The organism is Oceanobacillus rekensis (assembly GCF_002153375.1).
In the GTDB taxonomy this organism is placed as follows: domain Bacteria; phylum Bacillota; class Bacilli; order Bacillales; family Amphibacillaceae; genus Oceanobacillus; species Oceanobacillus rekensis.
The window spans coordinates 300,980-318,011 of record NZ_MTBQ01000001.1; the positions used below are offsets into that span (position 1 = coordinate 300,980).

15 protein-coding genes are annotated in these 17,032 nt (G+C 36.8%); 2 read left to right on the top strand and 13 right to left on the bottom strand.

The annotated features are described in order from the left end of the window. From prmA to gpr, 10 genes are all read right to left on the bottom strand, one after another. The gene (prmA, locus tag BV906_RS01620; protein ID WP_087971720.1) at positions 1-939 is read right to left on the bottom strand and encodes a 50S ribosomal protein L11 methyltransferase; all 939 of its coding nucleotides are present in this window, start codon (positions 937-939) and stop codon (positions 1-3) included. A gap of 59 nt (positions 940-998) precedes the next feature. Then, on the bottom strand, positions 999-2,129 hold the full coding sequence (gene dnaJ, locus BV906_RS01625) for a molecular chaperone DnaJ (RefSeq protein ID WP_087971721.1): 1,131 nt from the start codon (positions 2,127-2,129) through the stop codon (positions 999-1,001). Between the two features lie 143 nt (positions 2,130-2,272). Then, positions 2,273-4,102, bottom strand: a complete 1,830-nt coding sequence (gene dnaK / locus BV906_RS01630; protein ID WP_087971722.1) for a molecular chaperone DnaK — start codon at positions 4,100-4,102, stop codon at positions 2,273-2,275. A 31-nt stretch (positions 4,103-4,133) separates the two neighbouring features. Then, positions 4,134-4,697, bottom strand: coding sequence for a nucleotide exchange factor GrpE (gene grpE / locus BV906_RS01635; protein ID WP_087971723.1), 564 nt, complete (start codon positions 4,695-4,697; stop codon positions 4,134-4,136). Positions 4,698-4,802: 105 nt separating this feature from the next. Then, positions 4,803-5,834: a heat-inducible transcriptional repressor HrcA gene (hrcA, locus tag BV906_RS01640; protein WP_087971724.1), complete on the bottom strand. Its 1,032-nt coding sequence runs from the start codon at positions 5,832-5,834 to the stop codon at positions 4,803-4,805. A gap of 76 nt (positions 5,835-5,910) precedes the next feature. Then, entirely contained in the window at positions 5,911-7,101 is a 1,191-nt protein-coding gene (gene hemW / locus BV906_RS01645) for a radical SAM family heme chaperone HemW (RefSeq protein WP_087971725.1), read from the bottom strand. A 117-nt stretch (positions 7,102-7,218) separates the two neighbouring features. Continuing rightward, positions 7,219-9,027, bottom strand: a complete 1,809-nt coding sequence (gene lepA, locus BV906_RS01650; RefSeq protein WP_087971726.1) for a translation elongation factor 4 — start codon at positions 9,025-9,027, stop codon at positions 7,219-7,221. 167 nt (positions 9,028-9,194) lie between these two features. Further along, the gene (locus BV906_RS01655; RefSeq protein ID WP_087971727.1) at positions 9,195-9,488 is read right to left on the bottom strand and encodes a hypothetical protein; all 294 of its coding nucleotides are present in this window, start codon (positions 9,486-9,488) and stop codon (positions 9,195-9,197) included. A 13-nt stretch (positions 9,489-9,501) separates the two neighbouring features. Beyond that, the gene (gene spoIIP, locus BV906_RS01660) at positions 9,502-10,662 is read right to left on the bottom strand and encodes a stage II sporulation protein P (protein WP_087971728.1); all 1,161 of its coding nucleotides are present in this window, start codon (positions 10,660-10,662) and stop codon (positions 9,502-9,504) included. 115 nt (positions 10,663-10,777) lie between these two features. Further along, the gene (gene gpr / locus BV906_RS01665; RefSeq protein WP_087971729.1) at positions 10,778-11,884 is read right to left on the bottom strand and encodes a GPR endopeptidase; all 1,107 of its coding nucleotides are present in this window, start codon (positions 11,882-11,884) and stop codon (positions 10,778-10,780) included. A gap of 219 nt (positions 11,885-12,103) precedes the next feature. Between gpr and rpsT the strand changes: the two genes are divergently transcribed. Next, positions 12,104-12,364, top strand: a complete 261-nt coding sequence (rpsT, locus tag BV906_RS01670; protein ID WP_087971730.1) for a 30S ribosomal protein S20 — start codon at positions 12,104-12,106, stop codon at positions 12,362-12,364. A gap of 37 nt (positions 12,365-12,401) precedes the next feature. Here the strand turns inward: rpsT and holA are convergent, their stop codons facing one another. Next, the gene (holA, locus tag BV906_RS01675) at positions 12,402-13,421 is read right to left on the bottom strand and encodes a DNA polymerase III subunit delta (RefSeq protein ID WP_087971731.1); all 1,020 of its coding nucleotides are present in this window, start codon (positions 13,419-13,421) and stop codon (positions 12,402-12,404) included. 383 nt (positions 13,422-13,804) lie between these two features. Here holA and BV906_RS01680 point away from each other — a divergent pair, with 383 nt between their 5' ends. After that, positions 13,805-13,939, top strand: a complete 135-nt coding sequence (locus BV906_RS01680; RefSeq protein ID WP_087971732.1) for a YqzM family protein — start codon at positions 13,805-13,807, stop codon at positions 13,937-13,939. A gap of 169 nt (positions 13,940-14,108) precedes the next feature. On the opposite strand, the gene BV906_RS01685 is transcribed toward BV906_RS01680, so the two are convergent. Next, positions 14,109-16,406, bottom strand: coding sequence for a DNA internalization-related competence protein ComEC/Rec2 (locus BV906_RS01685; protein WP_245843794.1), 2,298 nt, complete (start codon positions 16,404-16,406; stop codon positions 14,109-14,111). A gap of 17 nt (positions 16,407-16,423) precedes the next feature. Beyond that, positions 16,424-16,987, bottom strand: coding sequence for a ComE operon protein 2 (locus tag BV906_RS01690; protein ID WP_087971734.1), 564 nt, complete (start codon positions 16,985-16,987; stop codon positions 16,424-16,426). Positions 16,988-17,032: the final 45 nt, after the last annotated feature.

Sequence of the window (17,032 nt, forward strand, 5' to 3'; positions counted from 1 at the left end):
TTAATTTTTCTTAGCAACAAAGGATATCCAGTCTTCCATTTCATTTACAGCAATTATCTCAAAGCCTTGCTGGATTAGTTTATCTTTAACAAGCTGTTTTTTAGTTTGGATAATCCCTGAAGTAATAAACAATCCACCATCCACTAAATTATCCCAAGCATCGTCAACAAACTGTACGATTATTTCAGCTAAAATATTCGATACGATAATATCTGCCTTCTTGTTTACATTGTTAAGCAAATTGTTCTGTTCGACGACAATTTGCTGATCAAGCTTATTTACTTCTGCATTAAACTTCGTACTTTCTACGGCTACTTCATCAAGATCATAAGCGAAAATTTCCTTTGCACCCAGTTTAGCAGCAGCAATACTAAGCACTCCTGATCCACAGCCCACATCAATTACATGGTCATTTTCCGTTAAATATTCTTCTAAAGCCTGAATACTAAGGACAGTTGTTGGGTGTGTGCCTGTTCCGAAAGCCATACCAGGGTCAAGCTCAATAATAATTTCATCACTGGATAAAGGAGTATAATCCTCCCATGTTGGGGTGATTGTTATCTTCTTGGAAATTTTCACAGGCTTGTAATACTTTTTCCATGCTGTTGCCCATTCTTCTTCATTCACTTCACTTAATGAAACCTGATTTGTACCAAGGTCGATATCATATGTCATTAAGTTATTGATGGAAATCTTTATTTGATTAACGGTTTCAGATAAAAAACTGTTCATTGGAAGATAGGCTTTAATCCGTACACCTTCCACTGGATATTCATTTGGATCCAAATCATAAATTTCTCCATAAACATTTTCTCGTACTTTCACCAAATCAAGTGGGTCTTCGATGACAAGCCCACTTGCACCAGTTTCATGCAGGATATTGGAAATTGGTTCTATTGCTTCATTTGTTGTATGAATACAAATTTCCGACCACTTCATCGTTATTCACCCATTCTATTGATTACTTAATATGTAAACGATGCTGAAACACAACATCGTTATTCACCTTTGAACGCTTTTTTAAATTTTTGGAATATATTCCCATCCTGCTCATCCGTTGAATCATTTCCACCAATTTCATTAAATTCGCGTAAAAGTTCTTTTTGTCGATCTGTTAATTGAGTAGGTGTCATTATCTTCACTTTAATATGTTGATCACCTTGTCCACGGCCACGGACATTTGGCGCTCCTTTTCCTCTTAATCGGAAAGTTTTACCTGTTTGTGTTCCAGCTGGGATCTTGAGTTTTACTTTCCCGTGAACTGTAGGAACTTCAATTTCGTCACCAAGTGCAGCCTGTGTAATTGTTAAAGGTAACTCACAGAAAATATGGTCTCCTTCACGTTCGAAGAAATCATGTGGTCTTATCTGAATGAGAACAAACAAATCTCCCGCAGGTCCACCATTTTTACCAGGTTCCCCTTTTCCAGATACTCTGATTTGTTGGCCTTCGTCAATACCTGCAGGAATATTAATATGGATTTTCTTATTCTTTCTAACACTTCCTGAACCACCACATGTATTACATTTTTCTGGAATCATTTTACCAGATCCACTACAATGGTGACAAACTCTGCGGTTGACAACACGGCCAAATGGGGTGTTTTGTTCTTCGTTTAGCTGACCTGAGCCTTGACAGTGAGAACATGTTTCCACTTTTGTTCCAGGCTTTGCACCAGATCCACTACATGTATCACATGTTTCCTCTTTTGGAATATTAATATCTGTCTCTTTTCCAAAGATTGCTTCCTCAAAATCAAGCACCATGGTATATTGAAGGTCTGCACCTTGTTGTGGGGCGTTTGGATCTCTTGAACGTCCGCCACCACCGAAAAACATATCAAATATGTCACCAAAGCCACCGAAGTCTTGGGCGCCACCACCGAAGCCGCCGCCAAATCCCTGACCGCTAGCACCTGCATGGCCAAACTGATCATATTGTGCACGTTTTTGTTCATCACTTAATACTTCATATGCTTCTTTTGCTTCTTTAAATTTATCTGCTGCACCCTCTTCTTTATTTACGTCTGGGTGGTATTGTCTTGCCAGTTTTCTATATGACTTTTTAATTTCTTCTTTTGATGCACCTTGATCAACACCGAGGACATCATAATAATCTCGTTTACTCAACTTCCATCACTCTCCCGACACACTATAGCATAGGTTTTATCATATCATCAATTATTTACTAATAGCAAATGAAGATAAAAAGTCAAAGTCAAGAGAATCCTGACTTTGACTTCTAGGGTATAGCATTTATTTTTTATTTCAGGTTACTTCTTATCTTTGTCGTCATCTACTTCAGAGTAGTCTGCATCAACTACATCATCGGCACCGTTTGCTTCTTGATCTTCTCCAGCTTGCGCATCTTGTTGCATTTGCTCATACAATTTGACAGAAAGTTGTTGTACTTGCTCTTGCAATACGTCTTTCTTTTCCTTAATTTGATCGATATCATCGGCTTCTATTGCAGCTTTAAGTTCTTCTTTAGCAGCTTCGGCCTTTTGTTTATCGTCTTCGGTAACTTTTTCACCAAGATCTTTAATTGTTTTATCTGTCGTAAAGATTAGTTGGTCTGCTTCATTACGCAATTCCACTTCTTCACGGCGTTTTTTATCAGCATCAGCATTTTCTTCTGCATCCTGAACCATTTTTTCTACTTCTTCGTCAGATAGACCTGAAGAAGATTTGATTGTAATAGAGTGCTCTTTGTTTGTGCCAAGATCTTTCGCGCGCACATTTACAATGCCGTTAGCATCAATATCAAAGGATACTTCAATTTGCGGCACCCCTCTTGGTGCTGGCGGAATATCTGTCAATTGGAAACGTCCTAATGTTTTATTATCTGCCGCCATTTCACGTTCACCTTGCAGGACATGGATATCAACAGCCGTTTGATTATCTGCTGCAGTTGAGAACACTTGTGAATGACTAGTTGGGATTGTAGTGTTACGTTCGATTAATTTGGTAGATACCGAACCCATTGTTTCAATACCTAGAGAAAGTGGTGTAACGTCTAGCAATACAACGTCTTTTACATCTCCCTGCAATACGCCACCTTGGATTGCTGCACCTAATGCAACAACTTCATCTGGGTTAACCCCTTTAGAAGGTTCCTGGCCAAGTTCTTTTTTGATTGTTTCCTGTACCGCTGGAATACGTGTTGAACCACCTACAAGGATCACTTTATGAATGTCGCTTTTTGACAATCCTGCATCTGATAATGCTTTACGCGTAGGAATCATTGTACGTTCAACTAAATCAGAAGATAATTCATCAAATTTTGCACGTGTCAGATTCATCTCCAAGTGCAATGGACCTGCTTCACCAGCAGTGATAAATGGTAAAGAAATTTGTGTTTGACTAACACCTGAAAGATCTTTTTTCGCTTTCTCTGCAGCATCTTTTAAACGTTGTATTGCCATTTTATCTTTAGAAAGATCAATTCCATTTTCTTTTTTGAATTCCTTAACCATATGGTCAATAATCACTTCATCAAAGTCGTCCCCACCAAGACGGTTATCACCGGCAGTAGCTACTACTTCAAATGTACCATCACCGATATCAAGAAGGGAGACATCAAATGTACCGCCACCAAGGTCGTATACAAGAATGGTTTGATCCTGATCATCTTTATCAATACCATATGAAAGCGCTGCTGCAGTAGGCTCGTTAATAATACGTTCTACTTCTAGACCAGCGATTTTACCTGCATCTTTAGTTGCCTGACGTTCTGCATCGTTAAAATATGCAGGTACCGTAATGACAGCTTTTTCAACTTTTTCACCAATATAATCTTCTGCATATGATTTAATATATTGAAGAATGATTGCAGAAATTTCCTGCGGTGTATATTCCTTGTCATCAACTTTCACTTTATAATCTGTCCCCATATGACGTTTAACAGATTGGATTGTGTTTGGGTTTGTGATAGCCTGACGTTTGGCAACTTCTCCTACTTGTCTTTCCCCATTTTTAAATGCAACAACAGATGGTGTTGTTCGATTACCTTCCGGGTTTGGGATAACTACCGCTTCCCCACCTTCCATTACTGCCACACATGAATTCGTTGTTCCTAAGTCAATACCAATAATTTTGCTCATAAACCATTTCCTCCTTCAACTTCTTTTCCAATTATTTATTTACTTTTACCATAGCCGGACGAACTACTCGGTCCTTAAGCATGTACCCTTTTTGCAGTTCTTCTACAACTGTGTTGGGTTCTTTTTCATCATCTTCCATTTGCATAACAGCATGATGCAAATTCGGATCAAATGATTGACCCTCGGAATCAATTACTTCAACACCTTGAGATTTTAACGCGTCCTGCAACTGGCGATATACCATTGTAATCCCATCAATTAGACTGGAATTAGTTTCAGTTACTTCAACCTGCAATGCTCTTTCAAAATTATCCAAGGCAGGAAGAAGCTCATTGATTAAATCCTGTGATTTATATTTACGATCAGCCTCTTTTTCTTTCTGGGACCGTTTTTTGAAATTATCATATTCAGCCTGAAGTCTAAGAAGTCTGTTATAAACTTCATCTTTTTCTTCAGTTAATTTTTTAATTTCAGTTTCTATTGTGTCGTTTTGGACATCTTCTGTTGTTTCGTTATTAGTTGAATCAATAACTTCTACGTCTTCTGTTTGAAGGTTTTCTTCAACATTTAAATCTTTTTCTTGTTTTTCCACTATGTGCCACCTCCATTTAAAAATTCCATGTAAGACTATATCATGAAAAGGTCATTAAAGAAACTACAATGCATGCCTATTACCGGTTTGTGAGAACTACCGGACTTTTTAATCGTTCGTTCTATACCACATATACAATGCATCCGTCATTTCCGTAGATAAACCTTTTATTAAAGAAATAACTTTTTTGTATTCCATTCTAGTAGGACCGAGCAATGCGATTGTTCCCATATGCCCTCCACCGAGATGATAGGAAGCAGTGATCAAACTTAAATCCTTGATGGCATCTGATTCATTCTCATTACCAATTGTGACTTCAATTCCATTTTTGCTGTTTTTCAGCATATTGGCTATTTCATCTTCTTTTTCCATCATTGTAAAAAAAGAGCGGATTTTTTCAACATCATTAAATTCAGGCTGCAATAAAATATTGGATTTCCCGCCAATATATAATTTGACTGGGTTGTCATTTGCAAAAAATGCCTTTAGATAGTCGAAAGATTTATCAAAGTCATCGATGTACAGCTTCATCAACTGGGAAACCTCTGTACTCAGTACATCTTGAAGTTTGATAATTGGTACCCCTTTTAACCGATCGTTCATTATATTGACCATTTTTTCCAGATCAGAGGAATTTATCTTTTCCGGAATGGTAAAAGAACGATGCTCCACATGTCCCGTGTTTGTTACGAGAATAGCTACAGCAGTACGACTGGAAAGTGGAAGAATCTGTATCTGTTTCAATGTCGTTTCAAACATCTCAGGCCCCAAAATGATCGACGTATAATTTGTAAGTTTAGACAAAACTTCCGCAGACATTTGAACGATTTGTTCGAATTCAAAAAATCCGTCTTGAATAATATCCTTAATGATACTTACATCATTTTGTTTAGTGCTAGGTCCAATCAGATGGTCAACATAATAACGGTATCCTTTTTCAGATGGGATTCTTCCAGAAGAAGTATGAGTTTTTTCCAGGAAACCTAAATCTTCCAAGTCTGCCATTTCATTTCTTATCGTAGCAGCACTGTAAGGAAGATCATCCTTTTTGGAAAGCGCTCTTGAACCAATTGGATGAGCAGTATCAACGAAATCATCAATTATGACTTGTAAAATAATAAGTTGTCTTTCTGTTAACATGATGATCACTCCTGTTAGCACTCTAACCAAGTGAGTGCTAATACTATAATTAAATTATCAAATACGTATTTTTTTGTCAAACAGAATGTCTCGAGGCTTTATTGTTTTTTATCAATATTTCATATTCTTCATCCAATAGGAACTTTTCAAATACGCGATTTCCAAGAAGTAACCCTTTATCCGTTAGCTGGATTGCTGTCTCATTCTCATGAAGAAGACCGGATTTAATTAGCTTCTCAATCTCTCTCTTATATAACACTTCTGCTCTAAATCCAAACCTCTCGTGAAAATGGGCTTTGTCAATTCCTCTGATTTTTCGTAGTCCAAGAAACATCTCTTCTTCTATTCGCTCTTTCTTGGAAATTTCATCAATCTCCAAAATCGGGCGGCCAGTTTCCATTGCCTTTTTTACATATAGTGGCAATGGGCGAATATTCGTTATTCGTTTTCCCGGTAAATAACCATGGGCACCTGCACCAAAACCATAATAATATCCGTTGCTCCAATAAGTAAGATTGTGTTTACTTTCAAATCCCGGCACAGAAAAGTTACTGATCTCATATTGTTCGATTCCATGTGATTTCATTGTACTTTTTAATATTTCGTACATGGTCACTTCATCATCTTCAGCAGGTCTATGCAGTTTACCCTTTTTATGCTTCTGATAAAATATTGTTTTCGGTTCAATTTGCAAAGCATAAGTGGAATAATGCGGAAGTCCAAATGACAATGCCTCCAGTAGTGATTTATTAAACTGTTCAACCGTTTGATGTGGTAAGGCATATATTAAATCAAGACTAATATTTGTAAAATGATGTTTCTGCAAAAGATCGACCGTATCATAAACATCTTTTACACGATGGACTCTCCCAAGCTGTTCAAGCATTTCATCATCCATAACCTGTACACCAAATGAAATTCGATTGATCCCATAATGTTTCAACAAACGCGTCTTCTGTTCATCAATATCGCCAGGATTCACTTCAATGGAAAATTCGTCACATCCCGCAATATCAAACTTCTCATTTAGGAAGCTGAGTAATGTTTCTAATTGCACGAGATTTAGAGCTGTTGGCGTACCACCTCCAATATATATTGTAGACATCTTATGATTTGCCCCAGGTAATAAAACATTCATTTCATTAATAAGTGCCTCTATGTATTCAGTCGCTAACTGCTCATTATAGAAAAACTTAACAAAGTCACAGTAATGACAAATTTGCCTGCAAAATGGGATGTGAATATACACCGATTGGACCTTGTTCATCTATGTTTCCCTCCTTTAATAAATACAAAAAGGAAAAACTATCCCGCAAATAAATGCATTCAAGTTCTTCCTTCTTTCATACACTAAGGCTTGACGATAAACCTTAATTTCTAAAACTTAATCGTCATTCATTTCCAAAACAGCCATAAATGCTTCTTGAGGTACTTCAACAGAGCCAACCATCTTCATCCGTTTTTTACCTTCTTTTTGTTTCTCAAGCAACTTACGTTTACGTGAAATGTCACCACCATATAGTTTCGCCGTAACATCTTTCCGAACAGCTTTAATCGTTGACCTGGCAACTATTTTATTACCTACTGCAGCTTGAATTGGCACTTCAAATTGTTGTCTAGGAATTAGTTTCTTCAGCTTTTCAACAATTTGCTTTCCTCTATCGTATGCAAAATCGCGATGAACAATGAAGGATAAGGCGTCAATCGAATCTGCATTAAGAAGAATATCCATTTTAACAAGTTTTGATGGTTGGTAACCGATAAGTTCATAATCAAAGGAAGCGTAGCCCTTAGTCTGTGATTTTAATTGATCAAAAAAGTCATAAACAATTTCAGATAATGGGATATGATAAATTACATTAACACGTATATCATCAAGATACTGCATATCAACGAAGTTTCCACGTTTTTTCTGAGAAATTTCCATTACTGCACCAACATAATCATTTGGTACCATAATCGTTGCTTCCACATATGGTTCACGAACTTCTTGAACAACTTGAGGATCTGGCATTTTGGATGGATTATCAATGCTAATTACTTCTCCATTCGTTTGTTCCACTTCAAATATTACACTTGGAGCAGTGGTAATCAGATCAATACTAAATTCTCGTTCGATTCTCTCTTGAATAATCTCCATATGAAGTAATCCAAGAAAACCACAGCGAAATCCAAATCCGAGTGCTTGGGATGTTTCTGGCTCATATTGAAGCGAAGAATCGTTTAATTCAAGTCGTTCTAAGGCATCACGTAAATCATTATAATCATTGGATTCAACCGGATATAATCCACAGAATACCATAGGGTTTAACTTTCTGTACCCAGGAAGGGGCTCATTAGCCTGTCTATTTGCTTGTGTAATCGTATCCCCGACGCTGGTATCTCCAATATTTTTTATAGAAGCAGTAATATAACCTACATCACCAATAACTAACTCACCTTTAGGTACAGGTTTTGGTGAAAAGACCCCTACTTCATTTACTTCAAACTCTTTTCCGTTTGCCATCATCTTTATTTTGTCACCAACTTTAACAGAACCTTCTTTAATACAAACATAGGCAATGACGCCGCGATAGGAATCATATAAAGAATCAAATATAAGTGCTTTTAAAGGGCCTTCTGGATCACCGGGTGGTTCAGGCACAACTTCAGTGATCCTTTCCAAGATTTCTTCGATACCGATATTTGCTTTCGCTGATGCCAGAATGACATCTTCACCATCAATGCCAAGCACATCTTCCAGTTCTTTTTTTACCTTCTCCGGGTCTGCGCTCGGTAAATCAATTTTATTAATAACCGGTATGATTTCCAACTCGTTTTCCATTGCTAAATATACATTTGCCAAGGTCTGTGCCTCGATACCCTGTGCAGCGTCGACTACTAGAATAGCTCCTTCACATGCGGCAAGACTTCTCGATACCTCATATGTAAAATCGACGTGTCCTGGTGTATCTATTAAATGAAAGATAAACTCTTCACCACTATTGCTTGTATATGCAAGCTGAACAGCATTGAGTTTTATTGTGATTCCTCGCTCACGTTCTAAATCCATTCCATCAAGAAGCTGTTCTTTCATTTCTCGTTTTGTAACTGTTTGTGTATTTTCCAAAATACGATCAGCTAATGTTGATTTTCCGTGATCAATATGCGCTATAATCGAAAAGTTACGTACTTTACGTTGTTTTTTCACCATTCCTGATGTTCACTCCCACAGTCTTTCACCTATCTAAAAGATAAAAGTTTTCAAAATTTAAGACGTCTATACTAGGGTTGATTATAGCAATAGCAGCGGTTATATTCAATTAATAAATATTATTCCCTCTATGTTTACTATTCATATGGGAGTTCAAACATAATAAATCAGAAAAAAAGTTGGGCAATCTGATACATCACTTGCATCAAAAGCTCAAAAAAACCTTTGACCCCGGCTTCCAATACTGAAGCAGTTTTTTGTGCACCATGAATTGACGAGGTTTCATCGACAGCCGGCTGACTCACAGGGGTGTGTTCAGTTTCCGGTACAGGTACGGTTTCCTCCTCCACTGCAATTTCCTCGGTAACTTCAACTACTGGGGAAGATTCCTGGTTCATTCCGAATACGGTACCAGATAGAAAGAACACTGCCATTAGCAGTAAAACAACAAATAATCGCATCGTTCGCTACCTCCTATGGGTTTGCTTGTACTGCTTCTGCATCCCAATAATAATCACTGAAAACTTCCGCAAGTGCATCTGCTGACCGATAAAGTTCTTCCATCGTGTTGTCAACACCCCCGAATTCTATCAGGATAGAATTTTCTGAAAGGTCTTGATTAAATACGCCATTTGTTCCTGAACCACCTTTAGGTAGAAGCCCTCTACTCAAACCAGGATATTTTTCCTCAATTAGATTATTTAATTCTGTAGCTACTTCCAGGTTTTTCTCATGTCCTGTATGATCCATTCCAACTACAAACATAATTCTGGCGTAGGATTCACCGTTAATTTCTTTCGTTGTCACGTCTTTTCTCTGTGAGTCTCGATGAAGGTCAAACACGTATTGTATCTCACCATTTGTTGCAATCGCTTCTTCTACAACGTCCCTCGATGCATCATAGGATTGCCGATACTCCAAGCCTTTTTCATCTAGAACACTACCTATATCCGTATTGTCGACCTGTGTCCCTATACCTTTTCCTTCTAACGATTCTGCAAGTCTATCACTGACTTTAGTTATGTTAATTTCGGAATGAAGTGCTGAATTAGGATCTGTTGTATCAGGCAAATTGGGTAAGAACGATTCCCGATTATGTGTATTATAAATAAATACGACATCACGTTCACCTGTTGTTTGTTGAACTTTTTCTTTTATATCTTTAATCGGCTTTTCCGCTTCTTCATCCATAATTGCTTTACGATCTTTTAACACTTCCTCGAGAGGTGGATATGATTCGATCGGAAGGTTCGTGTAGTCTGTACCTTCTCCGGCAATGAGGATACGACTGTCATAAATTGAAAATCCTGGTAGTTCATTTCCCAATAAGCTTCTTGGATCATTCGGTTTTAAATTAGTCGCAATTTGAAATAGCACTTCTGAGACTCCCGGTAATTGATAATCTTTTGGAAAAGCCCCATTGAAGGATCTATTCTCCATACCCAAAATATTATAAAACACAAAACCATCAATATCCCTTGTCCATTCGGTTATTAAATTGGATGAAAAACGATATGCTGGTTGTATCGTTGTTAGTAAACCGATAAATACAAATAGAACAACAATACTGAACAAATATAGTCCACTTCTTTTTGATACAACTTGAACATTGCTTTTCAGGTGTTTTTTATTCATAAAAATACATGATCCCACCTTTCCACGGTCAACTCTTTTTAAAATCTATGAGCTGACGGGAGAAACTAGAACCATGTATTTGAAAAAATAGAGCCTTTAATAGAGCTAAATAAAGCTACCTGGAATAGGAAGCAAAGTTATCAACATCTACCTTCTGGTGTAATGCAGCATTAACACCATTTGCAAGAAGGTTTGCCATATCAATCATAAACCCATCCACTTCTTTTGGTGTAACCATCAAATTATGTCCAATAGGTGTCAGAACTTCTGTTATTAATTGCCTTTTTTCATCCTCGGATAAGGAACCTACAATACCAAGAAAAGTTTCTCTCTTCTCTTTATCTGGAAGATCTGATTCCGTAAGCTTTTTACCTCCAAATGACATCCCGGCCGGTGTTAATGATTTGGAAGGTTTGTCTTTCTCATTCCATTCACGACCAAAATGCTTCAATAGATAATCAATCGAATCACTAGCGATAGTTACTGCATCAACTACTGTCGGTACACCAATTGCAACAACCGGTACTCCAAGTGTTTCTTTACTAATTTCTTTTCGTTTATTGCCTACACCAGAGCCAGGATGGATGCCAGAATCAGATAGTTGTATCGTCTCATTGATCCGTTCGATAGACCTGGATGCAAGTGCATCGATTGCAATGACAAAATCAGGCTTGTATTTCTCTGCTATCCCGAAAATAATATCGCTTGTTTCTATCCCCGTAACCCCCATTACACCAGGTGTTACTGCAGCAACCTGACGATATCCGTCTGCAACGGTCTCCTGCTGAAGTTTAAATAAGTGGCTTGTAACAAGTACTTTCTCAATTGTCATCGGCCCAAGTGCATCTGGTGTGACATTCCAGTTACCAAGCCCAACAATTAATCCAGATCCATCTACCGGAATATTATTACGTGATAACAGGTCTTCCAGTTCCTTGGCAAGTATTTTCGCTGCAGCTTCCTGTCTAGCAGTATCCTGCCTCTTTACTCCATCTGCATATATCGTGACATAATTTCCCGGTTTCTTGCCAATTAACTTACCGCCTTCTTCATCAATATCTACATATGATATTTTTATATTGTCTTCATTCCGCTCTTTAAAAGTAACGCCTTTTATCTCGCTTTTCTGTTTCTTAGTCACTTTTTCTGTTTCTGTATACATATCACGTGCTTCTACAGCTAGATCTGTTCGAACCTGAAATGCTTTATTTAATTCCTCCATTTGCGCATCTTCCCTTCATTTGGTCATTAATATTAGAATTGACTATTTACTAAAATTCATACGAAATAACCAAATGAATAACAATTCTATTGAAAATATCGGTTTTATTTGGTAAAATACATCTTGTCCCACCTGAAAGTTGAATTAAAATATACTGATAACTTTAAGAGGATAATTGAACATTATTAATATAACGTTCATTACTAGGAGGTGAAATACATGGCTAATATTAAATCAGCAATTAAACGTGTTGGTGTAAACGAAAAGAAACATGCTGCCAATACTAACAAAAAATCTGCAATGCGTTCAGAAATTAAACGCGTTGAAAGCCTAGTTGAAGCTAACGATGTTGAAAATGCTAAAGCAGCATTAAAAACAACGACAAAGCATATTGACAAAGCAGTACAAAAAGGTATAATCCACAGAAATACAGGTGACCGTCAAAAGTCTCGCCTTTCTAAAAAAGTAAGTTCTCTATAATAAAAAAGCGATCCTATAAAATTATAGGATCGCTTTTTTATGTCTTTTCTATCAAATCATAAAGTAAAAGTTCAAAGGCAAGTCCCTTTTCCATTCTTCCCTGCTTCATCACACTATCAGCGTCTGTTAGCCTGCTAATAATATCCTCGAGTTTTCTAACAGTAAACTTTTTTTCGCGACTTAGAGCAATCTTAATTACATATGGGTGACCGCCAATACTCTTTTGCATTTGAAACTGACTATAACCCTTTTCCTTCAAAAGTTTCACCCGTAATAGATTGCGAAACTGAAATGCGAGCAATCCGATCATTGCTATTGGCTCCTCTTTCATTTTCTCCAAATCTTTATAAATAGAAATAGCTTTTCTTAGGTCACGTTCGATAACTGCATCAACAAGCTTTAGCGACGAACTATCAGAGGTATGAGATATAAGGGATTCTGCTATCCCTTTCGTTATCACACCATTTTCTCCAACATATAATGCAAGCTTCGTCAATTCATTCTCTAACAAGTGAAGATTCGACGATAACTCAACCTCTAATATCTCATATACCTCATGATCAACTGATATTCGAAGTTGTCTCGCCATTGTATCGATCCATCGTTTCAAATCCTGTTCTTTAACAGTATTACATACAGCAATGATTGCATTTTTCTTTAAAAGTTTACTGATTTTCTTCCGTTCGTCGATTTTTTCGTATGCTGCAATCAATAATAATATGGAATATTCTGCAGGTGCATCCAAATATCTTTCCAAGGAAGCTATATCATGTTCAAATGGAAGCTTGTCCGGTTTCGCCTTTAAAAAGCTTGGATTACTTGCGATAATCAACTTTCTGTCACCAAAGAATGGGTATGTCTCTGCATCCGCTACAACTTCCTGAATTGGTGTTTCTTCCAGATCATAAACAGAAAGGTTATCCTCATCCCCAGAGATAACCCGTTCTATCAATTCTTTTCTTATGTTTTGCAGCAAAAACGATTCTGAACCATATGTAAGATATACAGGATCAATTTGGTTTTTTTTAATATTCTTGAGTACATCGATATAAGACATTCACTGTTCACTCCAACTATGTATACAGTAAGAGGTCGCTTCCAAAGTGCCCAGTCTTAGAATTTCACTTTTTCGTCATTAACCCTCTTTTAAAACATATTATAATGGTAAATGGGAATGTCGTGAATGGCAAGCGATATTTTGGAGGGGAGTTATTTCCTTCCCCTCCAGCATCTATATAAACGCCTGACAGACAGCCCTAGAAACTGTATATCAAACGATATTTTTACTTGTCTTTAGCTTATGCCGACACAGCAGAAATATAGATGTTAAGTCTTACTAAATATGGAGATGAATAAAAAATTGATGTTCGTATAATTTATAAAGTAGATTTTTTAACTAAATTAATTTATACTATGATTAGACATTAGGAGGGGTATATTGTGAATGAATTTGAAAAAGATGTACAGTATAGAGGTAATGATGTAGTCGATTCCATAAAAGGATTTGCTTTTTCATTAATTTTCTTCATGTTAATTTTTGCTGTCGGTGCCGTTATCAGCGTTGTTGGTCAATAACAAAAACTATTTTTGAAACCTTCTGTAAAAGAGACTGCCAAATCAGTCTCTTTTTTTATGCCACAAAAGTTCGTTCCAGTTTAACCCTATAAAATCTGGGGCTATGCTTTTGTTGTAACAGCAAATTATAAAAATCAACTACTTTAAAACTTCCCCCTACATCTGTATCTTATGGATTGTGGGTGTAAAATGTTCCTCCCTGCCGATTATAAATATATTGAACCGCTCCATATGTGTCCGTTCGCAAGATAACTATCTCTTCATCGTTTAACGATTCAATAACTTCCAATGCTGGATGGCCATAGGTATTATTTTCCCCAACGGAAATTAGTGCAAACTGTGGATCAATTACATTCAAGAATGATTGGTCTGTAGATGTATTACTTCCATGATGAGCAACTTTTAAAACATCAACAGCTATATTCGGATATGTTTCGATAAGTTCTTTTTCTTCACTTTTACCAATATCTCCTGTAAACAGCCACTTTTTACCACCTATTTCTGTATACAGTACCAAGGAATTTTCATTAGCTGATAAATGGTCACCAGAAGGTCCAACAACTAAAAATTCCTGCCCGCCAAGCATTATTGAATCATTTCGTTTAGCCTTCATGATTTCATTTGTTTGCTTACCAGTAATGATTTCATTTAACGTCGCTTCATCAAAATACTCACTTACTATTAATTTCTCCACTTCCATCTCCTTTATGATAAAAGATGCACTCCCCATATGATCTAAATCCTCATGTGTAAGTATTAATGCATCCAGCTTGCGTATGCCTCTTGAGTAAAAGTAGGGCTTTAGAATTTGTTTGTAAACACTTTCTGTTGCCTCCATATCTTCGAATGAGAATTTTGCGCCAGCATCAATCATCACAACACCTTTTCTATATGGCAGCTCAATTAAAAACGCATCCCCCTGACCGATATCAAGCATCGTAACCGTACCGACCGGTGAAAAATATGGTTTTGCAGCAACACCCATAATTAAGCAACAGAAAAGAATTCCGGATAAAAAAGATCTTTTTAACCTTTTACACTGCAGGTCATTCATAAATATGAAAAACAAAATAAAATATAATGCAGTTGCCATAGTAGAAAAACTGTCCATTAGAAAGGGGAAAAAGAAGTTAGCGTCAATAAATTCAATAAATGATAGGACCAACTTATGAATACTTACAAATATCATATCAAATAAATACACGATACTTTTCGGTAAAAAAGTTAATGGTAGTAAAATATACATGAAGGGAATTACAAACAAGGTAAAGTAGGGAATGATAATTAAATTAATAATGATGGACAGTGGTTGAAAAATGGAGAAATAGGCAAGCTGAATTGGAATGATAGCCATTTGGGATATGAAACTAATTTGAAGAACCTGCCAGAACGGAGATTGTGTTTCACTAATCCATTGTTTCGAAAGTAGAATTACAAAAGTAACACTAAAAGATAATTGAAACCCAACATGATATACAATATAGGCATCAAATAAAATCAAAAGTAAAAATACGATGCTAAGCACATCCGTATAACTGAATGTAAATTTATACTTATTTAGAAGAATAAAGATGACAACCATGACAGTTGCCCTCCAAACGGACGGCTCACCTCCTGCAAGCATCGCATAAACAGGCATTAAGAAAACCATAAGCCATTGGGACTTTTCCTTGGTCATAATATTAAGCTTAATTAAAAAAAAGTAGCATAATCCAATTATGAGACCAATATTGGATCCAGATATAGCAATGATATGTGTTAAGCTCCATCTTTGGAAAATTTCTTCTGTATCAGAATCTATATTGGAATCGTCTCCAAAAACAATTGCACTTAACCAGGGTGCAGTAAATTCACCCAGTCTGTTTCCAACATGTGTCAGTAAATGATTTCGTAATGTATAAAAACGGTCAATAAAAGACGAACCATCACAGGAAACATGATTTGGAGATTCAAGTACAAGCTGATATGTAATGCCTTTTGTCAGTAAATAATTACGATAGTCGAATTGACCTGGATTCCTACTTTCAGTAGGTAATTCAACCGTTCCTCGTACCGTACACTCTGCTCCGGCACTTAAACTATTAATAACATGGGGCTCGATATGCGTTTTGGGGAAATGGAGGATAAGTAATCGTTGTTCGGAATTGCTCTCTTTTAGCACAAATTCCAATTTATCTTCAGTAATTGTTACCGGCCCTGAGATACTTCCTTTATAATTAGCTTCTTCAGTTGGGATAGTTTCCTTCACTTCGTGGCTCTCTACTTGTGGGATATAAGATAAGAAAAAAATAAAAACAATTAAAGAAATGATGATTGGCCATACTCTTAACCGCTCATAAAAATATAAATAAAATAACCATAATAAAAATGCAAGAATGACCCAGCCATTATTAACATACACATTAATAATGGCTGCTCCAGCTGCAAAAGCAACAAAATGCCAATAGCCTTTCAATTTTTCATTCACCTATTTCCAAATTCCAGTTAAATCTGGGATAGTTTCTCTGCTTCTTTTATTAAAGCTTGTACTTCCAGGTCATTCTCTGTTATAGATTCTAACTTTCCTATCAGGTTATTAATTAGCGTTGTTTTTTCCTGATAATTTGTATCCACAGCAAGATAATCCAGTTTGACTTTTTTAGTTCCCACGCCAGCCTCTTCTAACAGTTGGATGGCATATTCATGATTATGATAATCTTCCGCAAAATAAACCGTGCTTATACCACTTTGAATTAGCTGCTTTGTACATTGGAGGCAAGGAAAATGTGTGACATAGATATCTGCCTTATCTGTCGGGACACCAAATTTCGCACATTGTAACAATGCATTCGCTTCTGCATGTACTGTCCTTACACAATGTCCATCAATGACATAGCACCCATCATCCGTACAATGCATACTCCCCGAAACACTGCCATTGTACCCACCGGCAATAATTCGTTTGTCACGAACAATGGTGGCACCTACCATTAGTCTTGTACATGTGCTTCTGAGTGCAAGTAAATGGCTTTGTGCCATGAAATATTGATCCCAGGATATTCTTTCCATCTGTTTAAGTCCCCTTTTTTCAATTGTTTCTACTAGTTTACATTC

What these genes read in the sequence shown, in the direction of transcription:
- spoIIP (WP_087971728.1), bottom strand. Translation starts at nt 10,662, where the DNA reads ATGAATAAAAAACACCTGAAAAGCAATGTTCAAGTTGTATCAAAAAGA.
- BV906_RS01655 (WP_087971727.1), bottom strand. Translation starts at nt 9,488, where the DNA reads ATGCGATTATTTGTTGTTTTACTGCTAATGGCAGTGTTCTTTCTATCT.
- BV906_RS01690 (WP_087971734.1), bottom strand. Translation starts at nt 16,987, where the DNA reads ATGGAAAGAATATCCTGGGATCAATATTTCATGGCACAAAGCCATTTA.
- lepA (WP_087971726.1), bottom strand. Translation starts at nt 9,027, where the DNA reads ATGGTGAAAAAACAACGTAAAGTACGTAACTTTTCGATTATAGCGCAT.
- rpsT (WP_087971730.1), top strand. Translation starts at nt 12,104, where the DNA reads ATGGCTAATATTAAATCAGCAATTAAACGTGTTGGTGTAAACGAAAAG.
- gpr (WP_087971729.1), bottom strand. Translation starts at nt 11,884, where the DNA reads ATGGAGGAATTAAATAAAGCATTTCAGGTTCGAACAGATCTAGCTGTA.
- hemW (WP_087971725.1), bottom strand. Translation starts at nt 7,101, where the DNA reads ATGAACAAGGTCCAATCGGTGTATATTCACATCCCATTTTGCAGGCAA.
- hrcA (WP_087971724.1), bottom strand. Translation starts at nt 5,834, where the DNA reads ATGTTAACAGAAAGACAACTTATTATTTTACAAGTCATAATTGATGAT.
- holA (WP_087971731.1), bottom strand. Translation starts at nt 13,421, where the DNA reads ATGTCTTATATCGATGTACTCAAGAATATTAAAAAAAACCAAATTGAT.
- prmA (WP_087971720.1), bottom strand. Translation starts at nt 939, where the DNA reads ATGAAGTGGTCGGAAATTTGTATTCATACAACAAATGAAGCAATAGAA.
- dnaK (WP_087971722.1), bottom strand. Translation starts at nt 4,102, where the DNA reads ATGAGCAAAATTATTGGTATTGACTTAGGAACAACGAATTCATGTGTG.